Source organism: Kluyvera ascorbata ATCC 33433 (assembly GCF_000735365.1).
GTDB lineage: Bacteria > Pseudomonadota > Gammaproteobacteria > Enterobacterales > Enterobacteriaceae > Kluyvera > Kluyvera ascorbata.
Genome location: NZ_JMPL01000008.1, coordinates 1 through 20,124, shown reverse-complemented (window position 1 = coordinate 20,124; position 20,124 = coordinate 1). Strand labels below are relative to the sequence as shown.

The window sequence follows — 20,124 nt, the reverse complement described above, 5'->3', positions numbered from 1 at the left end:
CACTGCTCCTTAGCCAATATGTACTGCTATAAATTCTATGGGTATTTTAGGGGTGTTGACCGCGACCAGGCTCATAGATTTACGTATCCCGACAAACGTCTTACTTACGAAAACATTGTGACTCCTGTCACGAAGCGACTCGGATTATGACAGGAAAAGCCCCAAAATTGGCACGAATGTTCTTAAATGGTTACAAAATGGTTTAATGGACAGCATAAATGTGAAATTAATCGCATTTATGAAAGAAAATTACGTAATGCTTTCAGGTAAAAAATCGATTCACCACGCTGAGCAAAATCTACATTTAACGTTCTAATCGGTGCGCAAAACGCGCTTTTTCCTCACTTCTGGGATGAGAATATCGAAATGGATGCTGTGACTCCTCTTTCACCGCCAACTCGCTGGGGTATGGCGCTAACCGGCATAGTACAAGGGCTCGTGTGCTATTTGCTGACCCTCTATTTGATCCCAAAAGATAGCGGCTGGATGTTTTACGCTTTGCCGGGAAGCCTGGCATTTTCCTCTGTGCTGCTGTTCACCGTGGTCTCTTTTAAACAGCGTGCGCTGTGGTGTTGGTTGGCGGTGGTACTGGTTGTCGTGCTGGGAATGGGCGGCTGGCTAAAGCTCAACCTTAATGAGGAAGACCAATGGCGGCAGTATGACGCGCTATGGACCTACGGCTGGTGTCTGCTGCTGATGGCACTGCTGGCGCTGCCGTGGCTGCAATACCGTATTCAGTCTGCGACGGGCCTCCCGCGATATGCGCACTTTTATGCTCAGCAGTGGCAAAACGTGCTGACGTTGTTGCTGATTGGCGTAGCCAACGGCCTGGTCTGGCTGGTTTTGCTGCTCTGGAGCGGGCTGTTTGAACTGGCCAATATCACCTTCTTCTCGCGGTTGTTCTTCGATACGCGGTGGTTTGTCTTTGTCTGCATTGGATTGGTGACGGCACTGACGGTTATCCTTGCACGCCAGAATGAACGACTGATTACCGCTATCCACAAGCTGCTGGCGCTGATTGCTACCGGTCTGCTTCCGTTGGTCTCGCTGCTGGCGCTGTTGTTCCTGGTGACGCTGCCGTTTGCAGGCGTGACGGCCATTTCCCAGCGCTTCTCTGCGGCGGCATTGCTCTCGGCGCTGGCTTTTGTGCAGTTGCTGCTCACCGCGATGGTCTGGGAACCCAATGCTACGCGTCTTGGCTATCCGCGTCTGCTGCGGCTGTTGATTCAGACGGCAGTGATGCTGACGCCGGTCTACGTGCTGATTGCCGGTTGGGCGCTATGGGTACGTATTGGGCAGTATGGCTGGACGTCGGATCGCCTGCACGGCGTGCTGGTGGTGGCGGTGCTGCTGGTCTGGTCGGTTGGCTATCTGATTGGCCTGCTGCGCCGTCGTGAAGATCCTTCACCTCAGTTAGGGCTGGTCAATCTGGCGGTCTCATTACTGGGGCTCGCGCTACTTTTCTTGCTTTATACCCCGGTGCTGGATAGCTGGCGCATCAGCGTGAATAGTCATATGAGCCGTTACCATAGCGGTAAAATCAATGCCGACCAGGTGAGTCTGTATATGCTGTCGCACAGCGGCAAGCCTGGGCGCGCGGCGCTGCTTGAGCTACAGCAAGATAAAGCGTTCACCCAGGATGCGAAGCGTCAGCAGCAGCTTAAGCGGTTGTTGAGTGGCGATCTGAGTCCGACGATAAAACTGACCGCCGAAGCACTGGCGAAAAACGTGACGATCCTTGCGGGCAGCACGCCGCCAGATAATGCGCTATGGGCCGCGGTGATTGAGCAACGCTACAGAGTGGAGTCGTGCAGCGAGGTTGGCAGCTGCGTGCTGGTGAGTCAGGATCTGAATGGTGATGGGAAGGCGGAGCAGGTGCTGTATGCCTTTGGCGATCGTACCGTGTTGGTCTTTGCTCAGGGCGAGAAAGGCTGGGAATATAAGGCGAGTGCGTCGCTGCCGTCCGGCTTGAACAAGTCGAAGCTGCTTCAGGCGGCGAAGGATGGAGCGTTAGGGGCAAAACCGAAGGCGTGGAAAGATATTACGCTGGGGGATGAGACGGTAGTGCTGGAGTATCGGCGCTGATTTTTCCCGGCGGCGCTGCGCCGGGCTACAAACGATCGTAGCCCGGCCAAGCGAAGTGACACCGGGAAAGGCTCAGAACTTAATGAACCTGCGGGTCAGACGGTGCCGCGTTATTGCGGATCTCTGCAATATCCATGGCATTGAACACATAGTGGCTACCGCAGTAATCACAATGCATATCAATTTCGCCTTCTTCTTCGAGGATGCTGTTAATTTCCTCGTCCGGCAGGGTTTTCAGCGCGCCAGCACAGCGTTCGCGGGAACAGGTGCACTTGAATTCCACGTCCTGCGGGTCATACAGGGTGACTTCTTCTTCGTGGTACAGACGCCACAGCACATCGTTGGCCGGCAGCGTGAACAGCTCTTCGGCCTTGATGGTGTCGGTCAGCGCCGCCAGGTGCTCAAAATCTTCCGGCTGTGCGTTCTGCGCTGGCATCACCTGCAGCAACATACCCCCAGCAGCTGGTTTACCGTCGGATTCGCCGGTACGGATAATCAGTCGCGTTGGCAGCTGTTCGGAACGCTGGAAGTAATCTTCCAGGCAGGCCGCCAGCGTATCGCCTTCCAGACCAACGACACCCTGATAGCGCTCGCCTTCGGCCGGGCTGATGGTAATCACCAGATAACCGTTACCGATAAGCGTTTTCAGGTCTGCATCTGCCGGGATATCACCCTGCACGCGCGCGACGCCGCGCAGCTGCTGATGGTTGTTGCCGTTGATGACCGCCAGCGTCATCGGGCCATCGCCCTGTAGCTGAACGGTGATATCACCTTCAAACTTCAGCGTTGCGGTCAGCAGGCTGGTGGCGACCAGCAGCTCGGACAGCACGTTTTTTACCGGCTGCGGATAGTTATGGCCTGCCAGGATCTGTTCGAGCGTTTCGGATACGGTGACCAGTTCGCCACGCACGGCGTAGTTTTCAAACAGATAGCGATGTAATTGATCGTGTTGAGTCATAATTTTCTCTCTTGGGGTGGCAGTTATTCACTGTCGCCGTATTTAAATCTCATCAGGTCGCGCCGCTCTTTTTTATCCGGACGTCTGTCCGGGTGCGGCATGGTCAGCGCATTCAGTTTGCGCGCCAGGGCGACTTTTTCGCGCTTCTCGATACTTTCCGCCGTCTCTTCATAGAGCGTGACGGCCTCCGTTGCCGGACGTCGCTGCTCCGTGATGCCTTTCACCACCACGGTGCGCTCGTCGTTTCCCTGGCGAAGCGTCAGCAGGGCGTTCAGTTCAACCACTTTGCTGGGCTTACTGCGCTGCCCGTTATAGTGAACTTTGCCGCCTTCAATCATCTCTCGGGCGATGGCACGCGTTTTATAAAAACGCGCCGCCCAGAGCCATTTATCCAGCCTGACGCCTTCGGTAGGCTTCTCTTTCATGGTCGCTCCTTCACTGAAGTGAGGGGATCAGACGACGGTAATCGTTAAGCGCGGGATGACGCAGGTACTGCTTTTCCGCAAGGCCGGAGTCGGGGTTGGTCACACCGAGGCAATAGCGGATCCCAAAGTGGGCGGCGGCATCCAGAATGGGCTCGCTATCGTCGATAAATAACGTGCGCTCGGCATCCAGACCCGTATGTTTCTCAACTGCCCGCCATAACCGCTGATCCTCTTTCGGATAACCAAATGTATGGGTGGAAAGTAATAAATCAAGGTGCTCGCCAAGACCGGTGTGTTCCAGCTTAACCGCCAGGTTATGCGGATGCGCATTAGTCAGCAGGATACGTCGCTTTCCGCTCGCTTTAAGCGCGTTCAGAAAAGGGATGGTGTCTTCACGCAGCACGGCGCGCGGGCCCTGCTCGCTGGTCATCGAACGGATATCCAGGCTCAAACGCTCGCTCCAGTAATCCAGACAGTACCAGTTTAGCGTATGTTGTACCGCATGGTACTCCTGACGAATGGCTTCCTGTGCCGCCTGAGGCGTGATACCCAGCTTTGCGCCATAGGTTTCTGGCACCAGTTTTTGCCAGAAATAGTTATCAAAAGCGAGGTCGAGCAGCGTGCCATCCATGTCCAGAAGAACGGTGTCTACCTCGCGCCAGGCGATATCAAAATGCATGGTGAGTCTCCAGACGGAAGAAATGCGCGACAGATTAACATAACCTGTCGCGAACTACGCAGTGGGCTTATTTTGTCGGAAAGTCAGACTTGAACTCTTCCGGGGCGGAAAGCAGCACGGGATTAATGCAGCTCTCATAGTATTTCTGAATCTCGGCCAGTCGCTCACGATGGCGATGATAACGACGCAGCGCCTGCACGCCGTTGTAAACCGCACAGACTATCATGGCCAGCATCAGCAACGTGGTGGCCAGATAGTGCCACAGCCCGCTGCTGTCCGGCATGCGGTGCAGGTTAATGTGCTGTGTCCCGTTGGCGTCGGTATAGAGATTGGTCACGATGCCTTCCGCATGGAATGGCGTGTGCATCAGCATGCCCGCCAGACGCTGAAACTCGTTCCACTGCTCACTGGCAGGATAGTCGTACAGCGTCGTGCTTGGGTAAGGCTGGCTGACAAAATCGCTGCCTTCATCGCTGGTTATCAGGAAACCACCCGGCGCTGGGCTATTGAGCGCCTGTGCCGCGCGTGCGGTTTCACGCAGGATAAACGGCGCGGTGGAGGTGTCGACAAGGTTATCCAGTGACTCGGCGCTGACCGGACGCAGCAGAACGTTTACCCCGTCCAGTTTGCCGGAATTCGCGCGCTTAACCAGCGCATCCCAGTCACGAGTATTACCCAGGTTCACCAGGGCATTTTTCAGACGTACACAGTCGTCGGTCGCCGAGCAAAGATCTTTCGTTTTCAGCACGATATCGGCAAAGTCATCCAGCAGCACCATGCCCGATTTCTGAATCGCCGAGCGCAGAGCCGGGCTGACGCGGGAATCATCGTCCGCCGTTGGATGCAGCTGGCGGTTGACGGCCTGAACCAGCGCGGTCGCCTTATTGACGGTTTCAGACTCCGGCAGCGGCAGGCGAGGGGCGTCGTTCCAGAGGATTTGCGAGCAGTCGAATGGCAGGAATGGCGAGCTTTCCTGCGCGGTCCAGGTGCCAGGAGAGTGGATATTACACATCCCGGTTCCGCTGATGTGGAGGGTATCACCCACGCGAACGCCGGCCTGTTCTAGCTGGCGAACGTCTTTGGCCTCAATGGTTTGCGCCCCTTTTAACCAGGAGAGCGTAAATTTGAGTGGCATATTCAGCGGTACGCTGACCCACATCATGATAGCGATCAGCAGCGCGCCGCCGCCGATGACGGCGCTGCGTAACCAGTGCTGAAGCGGGAAGTTTTTCACCTCGTCATGCAAAGAGAGGAAGTGTCCCTGGCGCACTACGTGTCTATCAAGGTAGATATCGATATCTGTTTTTTGCCCCAGGTCCTGGGCGACATACGGCTGCCAGTGGCGAGGGTAGATTAAATCGATGATCCCAAGAGAGATGTTGTTGATCTGCTCCTGATCGTTTTCACCGAACAATCCCCAGCGTTTTGGCGTACCGCGCAGGCAGTGGATCTCTCTCAGCGACGACTTCGTCGGCGGTGCAAACAGCCCCCAGAGCCCGCCGCACAGTAGCAGAAATGCGCTGGCGAAAATCCATGGCGTAAAGACCGCTGGGGCGATAAGCCCGCAGTAAAACAAGACAAAAGCGGCGACAATCAACAGTGCCTCACGCAGTCCGTCAGGGCGACTAAGCGCGTGTTCTTCATGGGTTTCCTGGCGGATGTTGAGCAGCTCGATTTGCTCGCTCTCTTCGCCGCGGATAGAAGCCTGCGTCGATGAAGGTGACTCCAGCGCAAAGCTTTTATTTTCAGGCGAATAGGTCTTCAGCGAATGGCCGTTCAGACCAATAACCAGCGGCACATCATCAGTCTCGATAAGCTCAATACTGTTCTCATCGGTAATATGCTGTTCCCAGAACGGCGGTAGATGCACTTCCACGGAGTCGAGGAAGTAGCGCCATTTGTTGGGTTCATCGGTGGTGATGCCGTAGCGGGTAATGGCGCGCGTCAGCATAAAAACGGTATTGCTCTGCGCTGTGAGCGTCAGCACCGCAGGGGCAATGGTCGCGCCGGACGCAGGCACGCGCTGATCCTGATTAAGATAATCGAGGTAGTTTTCAATGCCCTGACGCTCTTCATTGGTCAGTTTTCGGGTGGTTGCCCCCGGAAACTGATGGAGCCACGGCAGGTGAAGACGTTTTGTCCGTTTACGCAAAAGCCAACCGGCCAGCACGGCGCAGATCAGTATCGCTACGGTAAAGATCATCAGTGTGCCCATGCTTTTCCCATCATACTTATCTTAGAGGTCTCTTCGTTGCCTGCTTTTCGTATAAACCATTGGCACGTATTACGCATTCATAAAATGAGTCTATAGACTCTCGCAAAACGTAAGCATAACAAACCCATCGGCTGGCGAGTATCAGTAAATTCCCAATTGTAATTCAACCTCTTGACATTTATCCATAAATGAGAGATGAAAAGCAAAAGGTTGCAACAATGTAAATAAAGAGCTTTATGCATTGCTGGAACCTCATCGCTATCGCACAATAATAAAAGTCATTACAGCAAAGACCCCGGCCCAATGAGCAAATCATTACAGAAACCTACTATTCTCCATGTTGAAACCGTCGCGCAATCACGCCTTTTTAACGTGGAAAGCGTCGATCTAGAGTTCAGCAATGGCGTTCGTCGCGTTTATGAGCGTATGAAACCGTCCTCACGCGAAGCGGTGATGATTGTGGCTATTGTCGACGACCACCTGATTTTAATCCGCGAGTATGCGGTGGGCACCGAATCTTATGAACTCGGTTTCTCGAAGGGGCTTATTGACCCCGGTGAAACGGTGATGGAAGCCGCGAATCGCGAGCTGAAAGAAGAGGTGGGCTTTGGCGCACGTCAAATGAAGTTCCTTAAGAAACTGGGGATGGCACCGTCCTATTTCTCCAGCAAAATGAACATCGTTGTGGCGGAAGATCTCTATCCGGAATCGCTGCCAGGGGATGAACCAGAGCCATTGCCGCAGGTTCGCTGGCCGCTGGCAAACATGATGGCGCTGCTCGATGAGCCGGATTTTAATGAAGCGCGTAACGTGAGCGCGTTGTTCCTGGTGCGCGAGTGGCTAAAAGAGCAGGGCAGATTGCCATAAATAAGTTTGGTCGCTGGATCCCGGAGTCGGTGCGGCGAGTGATGGGGAAAATGTGTTGTAGCTCGGCCAAGCGAAGCGCCGCCGGGGATGCCCCGGAATCAAAGCAACGAGCCAGAAAAAAGGCGCCATCGGCGCCTTTTTTCTTAGAACAACTCGTGGGTTTCCCCGTTATCAATTATCTCAGTCCCCACCTCGTGAACCGCCTGCTGCGTAGGCTGTGTCCCGTCGATGAAGTACTCCTGACGGCTGCTGCCACCGTTCGCTAACTGCCCGGTGCTGCGGTCGATATTGACCGTCACCACGCCTGGCGGCGGCGTTAGCGGCTGCTCAGGCACGCCTGCCAGAACCTGTTTCATAAAGGCATCCCACGCCGGTTGCGCGCTCTTCGCGCCGCCTTCGTAGCCGGAGATTTGATCCTTAATGGCGCCGGACGCCGTAGTGCGTCCCAGATCGCGACGGTGATCGTCAAAGCCAATCCACACTGAGGTCACCACGCCAGGGCCGTAGCCAGAGAACCAGGCATCTTTCGAACTGTTGGTGGTCCCGGTTTTACCGCCGATATCATGACGACCCAGATCGCGACCAGCGCGCCAGCCGGTACCCTGCCAGCCCGGTTCGCCATAGATGTTGGTGTTCAGCGCGCTTTTAATCAGGAACGTCAGCGGCGTGTTAATCACATGCGGCGCGTACTCCTGAGCACCGGCCTGAGCGACCAACTGCTGATTAGCCTGTTCAAGCGCTGGCATCGGTACGGTAGAGTTCTGCGGCATCTGAGAAACGGCAACGTCTTCCACGTCGTTGTTTTCCAGCACGTTAGATTTCTGCGTATCGCCATAGATAACCGGGATATTGCAATCAGGACAGGCGATTTTCGGCTTCGCTTCAAACAGTACGCCGCCCTGATCGTTTTCAATCTTGCTGATGTAGTACGGGTCAACCAGGAAGCCGCCGTTGGCCATCACCGCATAGCCGCGAGCGACCTGCAGCGGGGTGAACGATGCTGAACCCAGCGCCAACGATTCGGTATGCACGATGTTTTCTGCCGGGAAGCCGAAGCGCTGCAGGTATTCCGCGGCGTAATCCACGCCCATCGCACGCATCGCGCGCACCATCACCACGTTCTTCGACTGCCCAAGACCCTGACGCAGGCGGATTGGACCGGCATACTCCGCCGGGGAGTTTTTCGGCTGCCAGTCAGAACCCGCACCGGCATCCCAACGGGAGATAGGCACGTCGTTGAGTATACTGGCGAGCGTTAAGCCCTTATCCATTGCGGCGGTGTAGAGGAATGGTTTGATGTTAGAACCAACCTGACGCAGCGCCTGAGTGGCGCGGTTAAACTTGCTCTGGTTGAAATCAAACCCGCCCACCAGCGCAATAATGGCACCGTTTTGTGGGTTGATGGAGACCAGCGCGGAGTTGACGTCCGGCACCTGTGCCAGCCACCAGCTATCGCCGTTCTGACGAATCCAGATCTGCTGCCCCGTCGCGACGACATCGGTCACCTTACGTGGCGTTGGCCCTTGTGCCGTGTCCGAACGGTACGGTCGCGCCCAGCGCATACCTTCCATGCCTAACGACACCGAAGTGCCATCGGCCAGCTCGACGGTTGCTTCCTGCGGATTCGCTGCGGTGACAACGGCTGGCACTAACGGGCCATAGGATGGCAGCGGACGCAATGAAGCACGAATCTTCTTGCTGTCCCATGCGGCTTCACCGGCTTTCCACAGCACGTTGGACGGGCCACGGTAGCCGTGGCGCATGTCGTAATCCATCACGTTATTGCGCAGTGCCTGTTGAGCCGCCTGCTGATTCTTGCGGGTAATGGTGGTGTACACGCGATAGCCGTCTTCATAGGCCTGTTCGCCGTACTGTTTCACCATATCCTGACGCACCATTTCCGTTAAGTAAGGTGCAGAGAAGGCAATCTCCGGGGCATGGTAGTTGGCATCAATCGCTTCGTTACGCGCCTGATCGTACTGTGCCTGGGTGATATAGCCTTCACTCAGCATACGCGACAACACCACGTTGCGACGGGCGGTGGCGCGATCTAACGAGTAGAGCGGGTTGAAGGTTGACGGTGCTTTTGGCAGACCGGCAATCACCGCCATTTCGCTTAGGCTTAGCTGGTCAACGGGCTTACCGAAATAGACCTGCGCGGCCGCGCCGACGCCATAGGCGCGGTAGCCGAGGTAAATCTTGTTCAGATACAGCTCAAGGATCTCGTCCTTACTCAGCAGTTGCTCAATGCGAATGGCAAGGAACGCTTCCTTTACTTTACGCATCAGCGTCTTTTCAGGGCTGAGGAAGAAGTTACGTGCGAGCTGTTGGGTAATGGTACTTGCCCCCTGCGAGGCGTGACCGGAGAACATGGCCACGCTTGCCGCACGGAAAATACCAATCGGGTCAATCCCGTGGTGCTCGTAGAAACGGCTGTCCTCGGTCGCAATAAACGCTTTCACCATTTCTGGTGGGATCTGGTTGAGGGTCATTGGAATACGGCGTTTTTCACCGTACTGCGCAATAAGCTCACCGTCCGCGCTATAAACCTGCATTGGCACCTGCAGGCGCACGTCTTTGAGCGTCGCCACGTCGGGCAGCTGGGGCTCAATATATTTGTAGAGGCCGTAGATCGAGCCTGCTCCCAGCAGAATGCAACAGACTGCAAGGATGAATAAATACTTTACGAACTTCACCGGAGATTTCCCATTAAGTGTCATTTGGGCAGTTTATAAACAAACGCGCGGTAGTATAAAGGCAAGCCTGATGCATTGATATAGTCGTCACTGTGATGGTGACGTAAGGATAATCGTGAAATGGCTTTCAGATGCTGGCAAATGGGTCTTCATATTCAGCAGGATAACGTCTTTATCGTCGCCCTTCAGCGAACGCGTAGCGGCTGGGGTCTTCGCCGCTGGTGGCAGCTACCGCTACCGTCGTCAGCGCAGCATGATGATGCGGCGTTGCTGGCGGTGCTCAAGCCGTGGCGGCGGGAACTCCCCTGGCAACATGAGGTCCGCGTTGCCTTTCCCGCCCATAGAACGTTACAAAAAAACCTTCCTCTGGCGTCAATGACGCTACGTGACGCTGAACAAACGCAGTGGATTGCTAGCGCGATGTCGCAGCAGCTTGAAATGAACGCCGAGTCGCTCTGCTTTGACTATCATCTGGCGGAATCCGCTGCGCGCTGGAATGTGACCGCTGCGCAGCAAGGCGATGTCGCGCGTTTGCACCACCTGGCAACGGCGTTACGTCTACAGGTGACGAGCATTACGCCGGATGCCTGTGCGCTACAGGTGTTGGTAGCACAGTCAGAGGTGCAGGATGCGGTTTTGGTTTGGCCTGATCATCAACAGTGGCTATGGGCAAGCCGGGAAGGCTGGGGGCACTGTACATTTCACGATGCTCCGTCGCTTACGCAACTGGCTGATTGGCTAGGCATCAACCCGCAGCGCCTGGTGCGCTGCTCATCTCTCGCTGCCGAAGAACGGTGTTTTGACCCCTGGAGCGCGGTCGTGCAGAAACATCCTCCGCTACCTGCTAACGGCGACGATTTTGCCGTGGCGCTTGCGCTAGCCATGGGGGCCTCGAGATGAAGGCATCTCCGGTGAACTTCCTCCCCTGGCGTCGGATGCGCTTTCAGAGGCAGATACGCTGCTGGGGCCTGCTGGTCGGCGGGGTCTGGCTGGTATCCTGTGCGGTAACATTAATCATGCGCGAAGGCTGGTCTTCTGCTGGGGCGATAAGCGACGCTCATGCGTCTGCTGAGCAGCAGATAGCACATCAGTTGGCGCGAAAAGAGCCGCTTTTGCAGATGGAAATGCAACGGCAATCGGTGCTCAGAAAGCGTCAGCTTTCCCGGCTAGCGACGGAGGCCTGGGCATTGCGGCTACAGACGCTGGCAGAGCATCTTCCCACCTCGGCCTGGCTAAAGGAGTTCAGCTATCGTGACGGTACGCTGTCGCTCTCGGGGGTTTTAACGCAGTTTTCTGCGCTGGGCGAGGTGGAAAAGACCCTCCGCACCTTTCCCGGGTTCCGCCTGAAGCCGGTAGAAAAAATTGAGCGGGATAGCACCGGGCGCTGGCTATTCCAGTATTCCTTGCGTGAGGAGGCTGACCATGCCGTTCCTTGAGCGCATCGGGCGGTTATCCCCAGTAATACAAGTGAGGGCGGGGGCTCTTTTGGCTATTCTGCTCGCCGTATATGGGGGATACCTGGCAGGACATCAGGCTTATCTTGATGCTGAGCAACGTCGTGGCGCCCAGTTGACTCAGCACCGACAATATCTGGCTATTTTACAGCGTGTTATGCGTACCAAAGCGGAGATGTTATCAACGCCGAGGCTGGATGAGAAAAACACGTTGCCGTTCACCCCGGTTGATTTTCAACGCGCGGGCGCGCGCCTCATGGGGTGGCAACCTACGGATGCGGGCGGTGAAATGTCGCTGGAAACCCCCTGGCAATCCGTTCCCTCTACCTTTCCTCTGCTCGCCGAACGCGGTATGCAGGTCACGGCCTTTGTGCTGATGGCGCATAACGATGCGCTGCGTTTTACGTTACAGCTGGTGCGCGACGATGAATCCTGAACGCGCGCTTCTTTTATTACTCATCGTCCCGCTACTTTGCGGCATGCGAGATCCGTTTGCTCCAGCAATAGACACCTGCCAGACCGCGCAGCTTGCCAACTGGCACTACCGGGGCGGAACGCAATCGGCACAGCGTTTGATTGCTGTGATGCAGAATAATGATGGCCGCTGGCAGAGGGTTGAAGCAGAGCAGAGGCTCAGCGCGGGCTGGCGAATTAAAGCAATAACGTTAGATAGCCTGACCGTGGAGACGGGAGAGGGGTGTGAGCCCCAGCGTTGGCAATGGAAAAGAGAAGGAACGACGAATGATCAAAAGGATAAGCCTGTTCGTACTGACGCTGTTGCTGCCAGCGTTGAGCCCAGCGAAAAACATCACGCTGGTGGTGGACGACGTACCGGTCGTGCAGCTGCTTCAGAGCCTCGCTGACCTGGAGCAGAAAAATATGGTGATTTCCCCCGACGTGCAGGGAACGCTCTCTCTACAGCTACGTAACCTGCCGTGGCAGCAGGCGCTGCAAACGGTCATCAACAGTATGGAACTGGTGCTAAGGCAGGAGAACGGCGTTTATTACGTCCACACGCAGCGCTGGCGTGAAGAAAAACAGGCGCTGGTACGGCAGGAAAAAGAGAAACGTCAGTTGGCGCTACCGCTGATGAATCGCAGCCTGGTGCTGCACTATGCCGATGCCGGTGAACTAGCAAAAGCGGGTGATAAATTGCTGAGCTCGCGAGGCGCACTCACCGTTGATAAGCGTACCAACCGCTTGATTGTCCGCGATGACCGTGAGCACCTTCCGGCGCTGGAAGCCTGGGTGAAGGAGATGGACATCCCTGTGGGGCAGGTCGAACTGGCGGCGCATATTGTGACCATCAACGAAACCAGCCTACGAGAATTAGGGGTGAAGTGGAATCTTGCTGATGCCGCAGGAGAGACGGGGGCAGGAAAAATCACCACCTTAAGCAGCGCGCTCGACGTCTCCGATGCGACGACGCGCGCAGGTTTCAATATCGGAAAAATCAATGGTCGCCTGCTTGAGCTTGAACTCTCGGCGCTGGAGCAAAAACAGAAGGTGGATATTATCGCGAGCCCAAGATTGCTGGCCTCGCACTTGCAGCCTGCCAGTATCAAACAAGGTAGCGAGATCCCCTACCAGGTCTCCAGCGGTGACAGCGGGGCGACTTCGGTGGAGTTTAAAGAGGCCGTGCTTGGCATGGAAGTTACCCCTACCGTCCTGAAAAATAATCGCGTTCGCCTGAAGCTGCGCATCAGTGAAAATATGCCAGGGCAGGTGCTACAGCAGGCGGATGGCGAAGTGCTGGCGATCGACAAGCAGGAGATTGAAACCCAGGTTGAGGTCAAAAGCGGTGAAACGCTGGCGCTGGGCGGCATTTTTTCGCAGAAGAATAAGAACGCCCGCGATAGCGTCCCATTTCTTGGCGATATCCCCTTGTTAGGCCATCTTTTTCGTCATGATGGGAAGGACAATGAGCGACGCGAGCTGGTGGTGTTTATCACCCCGCGTATTATTTCTGCACAGTAGCGACGGGTAAACGTGCTGATTTGGTGAATAAGGTGTTTCCCAAGTTTGACGTGGGGCCGGATTTAGCATACAAGGAGTACCGATTTGAGCGTCAGTGAATTACGTTCCTTCCTCCTGAAGTCTGCTGATTTAATCTGTTGCCAAACCAGCCGGAGTATTGAGATAATTTTCAGTCTGACTCTCGCTCTATTGCATAAGAGGTTTCAGTTCATGTCCAGCGACGCGCGAACGACTGCGGCGCGGATTTATCATTAACGAATAGTCTTAGTAGTACCAAAAAAATGGCAGAGAAACGCAATATCTTTCTGGTTGGGCCTATGGGTGCCGGCAAAAGCACCATTGGGCGCCAGCTGGCTCAACAGCTCAATATGGAATTTTACGATTCTGATCAAGAGATTGAGAAACGAACAGGCGCTGACGTGGGCTGGGTCTTTGATGTCGAAGGCGAAGAAGGTTTCCGTGACCGCGAAGAAAAAATCATCAATGAGTTAACGGAAAAGCAGGGTATTGTTCTGGCAACAGGCGGTGGCTCTGTAAAATCACGTGAAACGCGCAATCGTCTCTCCGCTCGTGGCGTCGTCGTCTATCTGGAAACGACCATTGAAAAGCAGCTAGCACGTACTCAGCGTGATAAAAAGCGCCCGCTGCTGCAGGTCGAAACGCCTCCGCGTGAAGTGCTTGAAGCGCTGGCTGACGAACGTAACCCGCTGTACGAAGAGATTGCGGATGTCACCATCCGTACTGACGATCAGAGCGCAAAAGTTGTCGCTAACCAGATTATCCATATGCTGGAAAGCAACTAATACTGGCCCAGAATAGAACGCCAGCGAATAAAAGTAACTAAGGTGGACGTCGCGTTATGGAGAGGCTTACTGTAACTCTCGGGGAACGTAGTTACCCGATAACCATCGCGGCTGGTTTGTTTAACGATCCAGCTTCCTTCTTACCGCTCAAGTCTGGCGATCAGGTCATGCTGGTCACCAACGAAACGCTGGCACCGCTCTATCTGGACCAGGTCCGTTCTGTGCTGGAGCAGGCGGGCGTGAAGGTTGATAGCGTCATTCTGCCAGACGGCGAACAGTATAAAAGCCTGGTCGTCATGGACACCGTCTTTACTGCGCTTTTGCAAAAACCGCACGGTCGCGATACGACTCTCGTTGCTTTAGGCGGCGGCGTTATTGGCGACTTGACCGGTTTTGCAGCGGCGAGCTATCAGCGTGGCGTGCGTTTTATTCAGGTTCCAACCACCTTGTTGTCTCAGGTGGATTCTTCGGTTGGCGGCAAAACCGCGGTCAACCATCCTCTCGGTAAAAACATGATCGGCGCATTCTGGCAGCCAGCCTCCGTGGTGGTTGACCTGAATTGCCTGAAAACGTTGCCGAAACGCGAACTCTCCTCCGGTCTTGCTGAAGTGATCAAATACGGCATCATTCTTGATGCGCCGTTCTTTGACTGGCTGGAAGAAAACATCGATGCGCTGATGGCGCTCGATGAAAAAGCGATGGCGTACTGTATTCGCCGTTGTTGTGAGCTGAAAGCGGATGTTGTGGCAGCCGACGAGCGCGAAACCGGGTTACGTGCTTTACTCAATCTTGGGCATACGTTCGGCCATGCGATCGAAGCCGAGATGGGTTACGGCAACTGGCTGCACGGTGAAGCCGTTGCGGCCGGTATGGTGATGGCTGCGCACACATCAGAACGTCTGGGGCAGTTTGCTGTCGAAGACACGCAGCGTATTATCGCGCTGCTCAAGCGCGCAGGCCTGCCGGTTACTGGCCCGCAGGAAATGTCGGCAGAGGCGTATCTGCCGCACATGATGCGAGATAAAAAGGTTCTCGCTGGCGAAATGCGGTTAGTGTTGCCGCTGGCCATCGGGAAGAGTGAAGTACGCGGTGGCGTATCTCACGATGTGGTTCTTGGCGCTATTGCTGATACTCAGCGAGCGCAACTATAAGAAAGGTCAAGCCGCGTTCGCGCGGTGTTTTAACTTCAGGTGATATGCAATTGTCGTGGCATAAGCCTTTTAGTGGGGTGTTAAATGGATGAATTTAAACCAGAAGACGAGCTGAAACCCGATCCCAGCGATCGTCGTACTGGTCGCTCTCGTCAGTCTTCCGATCGTGACAGCGAGCCGCAGATCAATTTTGATGATGTGGATCTCGATGCTGATGAGCGTCGTCCTTCCCGTAGTCGCAAAGCGCGTGAAGAAGCTGAGCCGGAAGACGAATACTACGAATCTGATGAAGCCGAAGAAGGCGATGCAGAGGAAGTTGTAGAGCGCCGCCCGCGTAAACGTAAAGCCGCTGCACCGCGTAAGCCTGCTTCCCGTCAGTACATCATGATGGGTCTGGGGGTTGTGGTGTTGCTGGTTCTGATTGTGGGTATCGGTTCGGCACTGAAAGCGCCGTCCCCTGCTGACCAGAGCGCCTCTTCTGAGAAGAGCATCTCGCTTTCTGGTGATACCAATACCGATCAGGCTAACACGACTCAGCCAGCGCAGGAAAACAACCCGCAGCAGCAACAGGATGTCTCTCTGCCACCGATTTCCTCTACCCCAACTCAGGGTCAGGAAACGGCTGCACCGGATGGACAGCAGCGTGTTGAAGTTCAGGGCGACCTGAATAATGCGCTGACGCAGCAGCAGGGCCAGATCGACAACGCCGTTGTTAACTCCACGCTGCCAACCGAACCGGCAACCGTCGCGCCAATCCGCAACGGTGCTCGTCCGGCTGTTACTGCACCGGAAGCGCCTCGTCAGACGGCGACCACGCCGCGTCCAGAACGCAAACACACGGTTATCGAAACGAAGCCACAGCCAATGGCAACGGCGAAAACGACCGCGCCAGCGACGCAGACCAAAACTGCTGCTGAAGCGAAACCTGTCGTTACCGCGCCGAAGCACACCGAAACTGCAGCGACTGCAGCACCGGTGAAAGCGCCAGTAGCCGCAACCGAAACCGCGAAACCGGCGGCGACTACGACTGCACCAGCGGCTACGGCTGCCACGGCAGCAGCGGCAGCTACGGGCAAATCTGCGGGCGACGTAAACTCGCTGAAAACGGCTTCAGGCTCACACTACACGCTGCAGCTCAGCTCTTCATCTAACTACGACAACCTGAACGGTTGGGCGAAGAAAGAGAATCTGAAAAACTATGTGGTGTATCAAACCTCACGCAACGGTCAGCCGTGGTACGTGCTGGTTAGCGGCATCTACGCATCGAAAGATGATGCGAAGCGTGCTGTCAGCGCTCTGCCAGCTGATGTCCAGGCGAAAAACCCATGGGCGAAACCGCTGCATCAGGTACAGACTGACCTGAAATAATCGTTATTAAGATAACCCGAACCGCACCGTCGTGTGTGGTTCGGGGATAGAAGCGCAGGATGCTGTCGGAGCTTTCTCCACAGCCGGAGAAAGTGTAATTAGTCAGGCCGCATGAAAAAAAATCGCGCTTTTCTGAAATGGGCGGGAGGCAAGTACCCTCTGCTCGACGATATTCGAGATCATCTGCCTGCTGGCGATTGTCTGGTTGAACCCTTTGTTGGTGCTGGATCGGTATTCCTGAATACCGATTTTTCGCGTTATATTCTTGCTGACATTAACAGCGATCTCATCGAACTCTACAAAATAGTCAAAACCCGTTCCGATGAGTACATCGACCGGGCGCGCGCTATGTTTGTGCCTGAGAACAATGACGCTGACCGCTATTACCACCTGCGTGAAGAGTTCAACCGCAGTACCGATCTGTTCCAGCGCGCAGTGTTGTTTTTATACCTCAACCGCCACGGCTATAACGGCCTGTGTCGCTACAATTTGCGCGGCGAGTTTAACGTCCCGTTTGGACGCTATAAGAAGCCTTATTTCCCGGAAGCGGAACTGCGTCACTTTGCCGAGAAAGCGCAGAATGCCGAGTTCTACTGCGAGTCGTATGAAACCTGCATGACGCGCGCGGATGCACGCTCTGTTGTGTATTGCGACCCGCCGTATGCACCGCTATCGGCAACGGCAAACTTCACGGCGTATCATACCAACAGCTTCAGTCTCGAACAGCAGGCGTTTCTGGCGAACAAAGCCGAAGAGCTGGTCGCGAAGCGAATTCCCGTGCTGATTTCAAACCACCGTACGCCGTTGACGCTCGAGTGGTACAAAAATGCGGCGGAAACGTATACCGTAAAGGTTCGACGCAGCATTAGCCGCAACGGCGGCACACGTAAAAAGGTGGACGAACTGCTGGCCCTATATCGCCCGCCTGGAAAAAAACAACGTTAAAAGACCCTAATGGATAGGCTCTGAGGAGATGCGGATGAAACAGTACCTGATTGCCCCTTCAATTTTGTCGGCCGATTTTGCCCGTTTAGGCGAAGATACTGCCCGCGCACTGGCTGCCGGGGCGGATGTGGTTCATTTCGATGTTATGGATAACCATTACGTACCGAACCTGACTATCGGCCCGATGGTGCTGAAATCGCTACGTAATTACGGTATCACCGCACCCATCGACGTTCACCTGATGGTGAAACCGGTAGACCGTCTGGTCCCTGATTTTGCCGCCGCAGGCGCCAGCATTATCACTTTCCACCCTGAAGCTTCCGAACACGTAGACCGCACGTTACAGCTGATTAAAGAGCACGGCTGTAAAGCGGGCCTGGTGTTCAACCCAGCAACGCCGCTGACCTATCTTGATTACGTGATGGATAAGCTTGACGTCATTCTGCTGATGTCGGTTAACCCAGGCTTCGGCGGCCAGTCCTTTATTCCTCATACTCTCGATAAACTGCGCGAAGTGCGTCGTCGCATCGATGAGTCCGGCTATGACATCCGCCTGGAAGTGGACGGTGGTGTGAAGGTAAACAACATTAGTGAAATCGCAGCGGCTGGGGCAGACATGTTTGTTGCCGGCTCGGCGATTTTTGACCAACCAGACTACAAAAAAGTCATTGATGAAATGCGCAGTGAACTGGCAAAGGTAAGTCATGGATAAATTGCAGACCATTCGTGGCGTCGCGTTTGACCTCGATGGCACGCTGGTAGACAGCGCGCCGGGGCTGACCGCCGCCGTTGATAGCGCGCTTTACGCGCTAGAGCTTCCCGTTGCAGGTGAAGACCGTGTCGTCACCTGGATTGGTAATGGCGCTGATGTTCTGATGGAACGCGCGCTCAACTGGGCTCGTCAGGAACGTGCGAGCCAGCGTGCCGCTCAGGGTAAACCGTCGGTGGATAGCCACGATATCCCTCAGGACGAGCAGCTTCGCGTGCTGCGCCGCCTGTTCGATCGCTACTACGCCGAATTCGCCGAAGAGGGCAGTTTCCTGTTCCCTCACGTGGCCGATACCCTGGCTGCGTTGCATGCTAACGGTCTGCCGCTGGCGCTGGTGACCAACAAGCCTACGCCGTTTGTGGCCCCGATTCTCGAATCTTTAGGTATCGCAAGCTACTTCACCGTGGTGATTGGCGGCGATGATGTGATGAACAAGAAGCCGCATCCGGAACCGCTGCTGAAAGTCGCGGAGAAGCTGGCCCAGGCACCGGAAACGCTGCTGTTTGTTGGCGACTCCCGTAACGATATTCAGGCTGCTAAGGCGGCGGGCTTTGTCTCCATCGGCCTGACCTACGGCTATAACTATGGCGAAGCCATCGCGCTCAGCGAGCCGGATGTTATCTTCGACCACTTTAATGAACTTTTGCCCGCTCTTGGGCTTCCGAATAGTGAAAATCAGGAATAATGATATGAACAAGCCCATCGTATTTAGCGGCGCACAGCCGTCAGGCGAACTGACTATTGGCAACTACATGGGTGCGTTGCGTCAGTGGGTCAACATGCAGGACGACTATCACTGCATCTACTGCATCGTGGACCAGCACGCGATTACCGTCCGCCAGGACCCGCAGGCGCTGCGTAAAGCGACGCTGGACACGTTAGCGCTGTATCTGGCCTGTGGCATCGACCCGGAAAAAAGCACCATCTTCGTACAGTCTCACGTGCCGGAACATGCACAGCTGGGTTGGGCGCTGAACTGCTACACCTATTTCGGCGAACTGAGCCGTATGACGCAGTTCAAGGATAAATCTGCCCGCTACGCGGAAAACATCAACGCCGGTCTGTTTGACTATCCGGTACTGATGGCGGCGGATATCCTGTTGTATCAGACTAATCAGGTGCCGGTGGGTGAAGACCAGAAGCAGCATTTAGAGCTGAGCCGCGATATTGCCCAGCGTTTCAACACCATCTACGGTGACGTGTTCAAAGTGCCTGAGCCGTTTATTCCGAAGTCCGGCGCGCGCGTGATGTCTCTGCTGGAGCCGACGAAAAAGATGTCTAAGTCGGACGATAACCGCAATAACGTAATTGGCCTGCTTGAAGACCCGAAATCGGTCGTGAAGAAGATCAAACGTGCGATGACCGACTCTGAAGAGCCACCTGTGATTCGTTACGATCTGAAAGAGAAAGCGGGCGTTTCTAACCTGCTGGATATTCTCTCCGGCGTGACCGGCCAGAGCATTCCTGAGCTGGAAAAACACTTCGAAGGCAAGATGTATGGCCACCTGAAGGGCGAAGTGGCAGAAGCCGTTTCCGGCATGCTGACTGAACTGCAGGAGCGTTATAACCGCTTCCGCAACGACGAAGCATTCCTGCAGAAAATCATGAAAGACGGTGCTGATAAAGCCAGCGCGCGTGCTTCTGAGACGCTGAAAGCGGTGTACGAGGCGATTGGCTTCGTGGCTAAGCCGTAAATATCGGCACAGCTTTATTCGGGCTATAAGCGTGATAT

At 55.1% G+C, this 20,124-nt stretch carries 19 protein-coding genes; 14 read left to right on the top strand and 5 right to left on the bottom strand.

Annotated elements, in window-relative coordinates; translation table 11 throughout:
• The first annotated feature begins 366 nt into the window (after nt 1–366).
• Nucleotides 367–2,085, top strand: a complete 1,719-nt coding sequence (locus GKAS_RS03900; RefSeq protein ID WP_035892112.1) for a DUF4153 domain-containing protein — start codon at nt 367–369, stop codon at nt 2,083–2,085.
• A gap of 79 nt (nt 2,086–2,164) precedes the next feature.
• Here GKAS_RS03900 and hslO read toward each other — a convergent pair whose 3' ends face one another.
• The 4 genes from hslO to GKAS_RS03880 all read right to left on the bottom strand — a co-directional run bounded on the left by hslO (nt 2,165) and on the right by GKAS_RS03880 (nt 6,362).
• Nucleotides 2,165–3,043 carry an Hsp33 family molecular chaperone HslO gene (gene hslO / locus GKAS_RS03895; protein ID WP_035892111.1) on the bottom strand — a complete coding sequence of 293 codons (879 nt, stop codon included), beginning with the start codon at nt 3,041–3,043 and terminating at the stop codon, nt 2,165–2,167.
• 23 nt (nt 3,044–3,066) lie between these two features.
• Entirely contained in the window at nt 3,067–3,468 is a 402-nt protein-coding gene (gene hslR / locus GKAS_RS03890; RefSeq protein ID WP_035892110.1) for a ribosome-associated heat shock protein Hsp15, read from the bottom strand.
• Between the two features lie 10 nt (nt 3,469–3,478).
• Entirely contained in the window at nt 3,479–4,147 is a 669-nt protein-coding gene (yrfG, locus tag GKAS_RS03885; protein ID WP_035892109.1) for a GMP/IMP nucleotidase, read from the bottom strand.
• A gap of 67 nt (nt 4,148–4,214) precedes the next feature.
• Nucleotides 4,215–6,362, bottom strand: a complete 2,148-nt coding sequence (locus GKAS_RS03880) for an intracellular growth attenuator family protein (RefSeq protein WP_035892108.1) — start codon at nt 6,360–6,362, stop codon at nt 4,215–4,217.
• A 303-nt stretch (nt 6,363–6,665) separates the two neighbouring features.
• Here GKAS_RS03880 and nudE point away from each other — a divergent pair, with 303 nt between their 5' ends.
• Nucleotides 6,666–7,229: an ADP compounds hydrolase NudE gene (nudE, locus tag GKAS_RS03875; protein WP_035892107.1), complete on the top strand. Its 564-nt coding sequence runs from the start codon at nt 6,666–6,668 to the stop codon at nt 7,227–7,229.
• 143 nt (nt 7,230–7,372) lie between these two features.
• Here the strand turns inward: nudE and mrcA are convergent, their stop codons facing one another.
• Complete coding sequence (gene mrcA / locus GKAS_RS03870) at nt 7,373–9,925, bottom strand: peptidoglycan glycosyltransferase/peptidoglycan DD-transpeptidase MrcA (protein WP_035892105.1); 2,553 nt, start codon at nt 9,923–9,925, stop codon at nt 7,373–7,375.
• A 120-nt stretch (nt 9,926–10,045) separates the two neighbouring features.
• Between mrcA and GKAS_RS03865 the strand changes: the two genes are divergently transcribed.
• The 12 genes from GKAS_RS03865 (at nt 10,046) to trpS (ending at nt 20,086) form a co-directional block, all read left to right on the top strand.
• Entirely contained in the window at nt 10,046–10,825 is a 780-nt protein-coding gene (locus tag GKAS_RS03865; protein WP_035892104.1) for a hypothetical protein, read from the top strand.
• On the top strand, nt 10,822–11,361 hold the full coding sequence (locus GKAS_RS03860; RefSeq protein WP_035892103.1) for a PilN domain-containing protein: 540 nt from the start codon (nt 10,822–10,824) through the stop codon (nt 11,359–11,361). Before GKAS_RS03865 ends, GKAS_RS03860 begins: the two co-directional genes overlap by 4 nt.
• A 49-nt stretch (nt 11,362–11,410) precedes the next feature.
• The gene (locus GKAS_RS03855) at nt 11,411–11,815 is read left to right on the top strand and encodes a HofO family protein (protein WP_051910721.1); all 405 of its coding nucleotides are present in this window, start codon (nt 11,411–11,413) and stop codon (nt 11,813–11,815) included.
• Complete coding sequence (locus GKAS_RS23630) at nt 11,805–12,242, top strand: HofP DNA utilization family protein (RefSeq protein WP_072011343.1); 438 nt, start codon at nt 11,805–11,807, stop codon at nt 12,240–12,242. The genes GKAS_RS03855 and GKAS_RS23630 overlap by 11 nt, the downstream gene beginning before the upstream one ends.
• On the top strand, nt 12,124–13,356 hold the full coding sequence (gene hofQ / locus GKAS_RS03850) for a DNA uptake porin HofQ (RefSeq protein WP_246870722.1): 1,233 nt from the start codon (nt 12,124–12,126) through the stop codon (nt 13,354–13,356). The genes GKAS_RS23630 and hofQ overlap by 119 nt, the downstream gene beginning before the upstream one ends.
• 281 nt (nt 13,357–13,637) lie before the next feature.
• Complete coding sequence (aroK, locus tag GKAS_RS03845; RefSeq protein WP_035892101.1) at nt 13,638–14,159, top strand: shikimate kinase AroK; 522 nt, start codon at nt 13,638–13,640, stop codon at nt 14,157–14,159.
• Nucleotides 14,160–14,215: 56 nt separating this feature from the next.
• Nucleotides 14,216–15,310 carry a 3-dehydroquinate synthase gene (gene aroB / locus GKAS_RS03840; RefSeq protein WP_035892100.1) on the top strand — a complete coding sequence of 365 codons (1,095 nt, stop codon included), beginning with the start codon at nt 14,216–14,218 and terminating at the stop codon, nt 15,308–15,310.
• Between the two features lie 84 nt (nt 15,311–15,394).
• Nucleotides 15,395–16,678 carry a cell division protein DamX gene (gene damX / locus GKAS_RS03835; protein WP_035892099.1) on the top strand — a complete coding sequence of 428 codons (1,284 nt, stop codon included), beginning with the start codon at nt 15,395–15,397 and terminating at the stop codon, nt 16,676–16,678.
• A 111-nt stretch (nt 16,679–16,789) separates the two neighbouring features.
• On the top strand, nt 16,790–17,623 hold the full coding sequence (gene dam / locus GKAS_RS03830) for an adenine-specific DNA-methyltransferase (RefSeq protein WP_035892098.1): 834 nt from the start codon (nt 16,790–16,792) through the stop codon (nt 17,621–17,623).
• Nucleotides 17,624–17,657: 34 nt separating this feature from the next.
• Nucleotides 17,658–18,335, top strand: a complete 678-nt coding sequence (gene rpe, locus GKAS_RS03825; RefSeq protein ID WP_035892097.1) for a ribulose-phosphate 3-epimerase — start codon at nt 17,658–17,660, stop codon at nt 18,333–18,335.
• Nucleotides 18,328–19,077 carry a phosphoglycolate phosphatase gene (gene gph / locus GKAS_RS03820; RefSeq protein ID WP_035892096.1) on the top strand — a complete coding sequence of 250 codons (750 nt, stop codon included), beginning with the start codon at nt 18,328–18,330 and terminating at the stop codon, nt 19,075–19,077. Before rpe ends, gph begins: the two co-directional genes overlap by 8 nt.
• Before the next feature lie 4 nt (nt 19,078–19,081).
• Nucleotides 19,082–20,086, top strand: coding sequence for a tryptophan--tRNA ligase (trpS, locus tag GKAS_RS03815; protein ID WP_035892095.1), 1,005 nt, complete (start codon nt 19,082–19,084; stop codon nt 20,084–20,086).
• Nucleotides 20,087–20,124 lie beyond the last annotated feature (38 nt).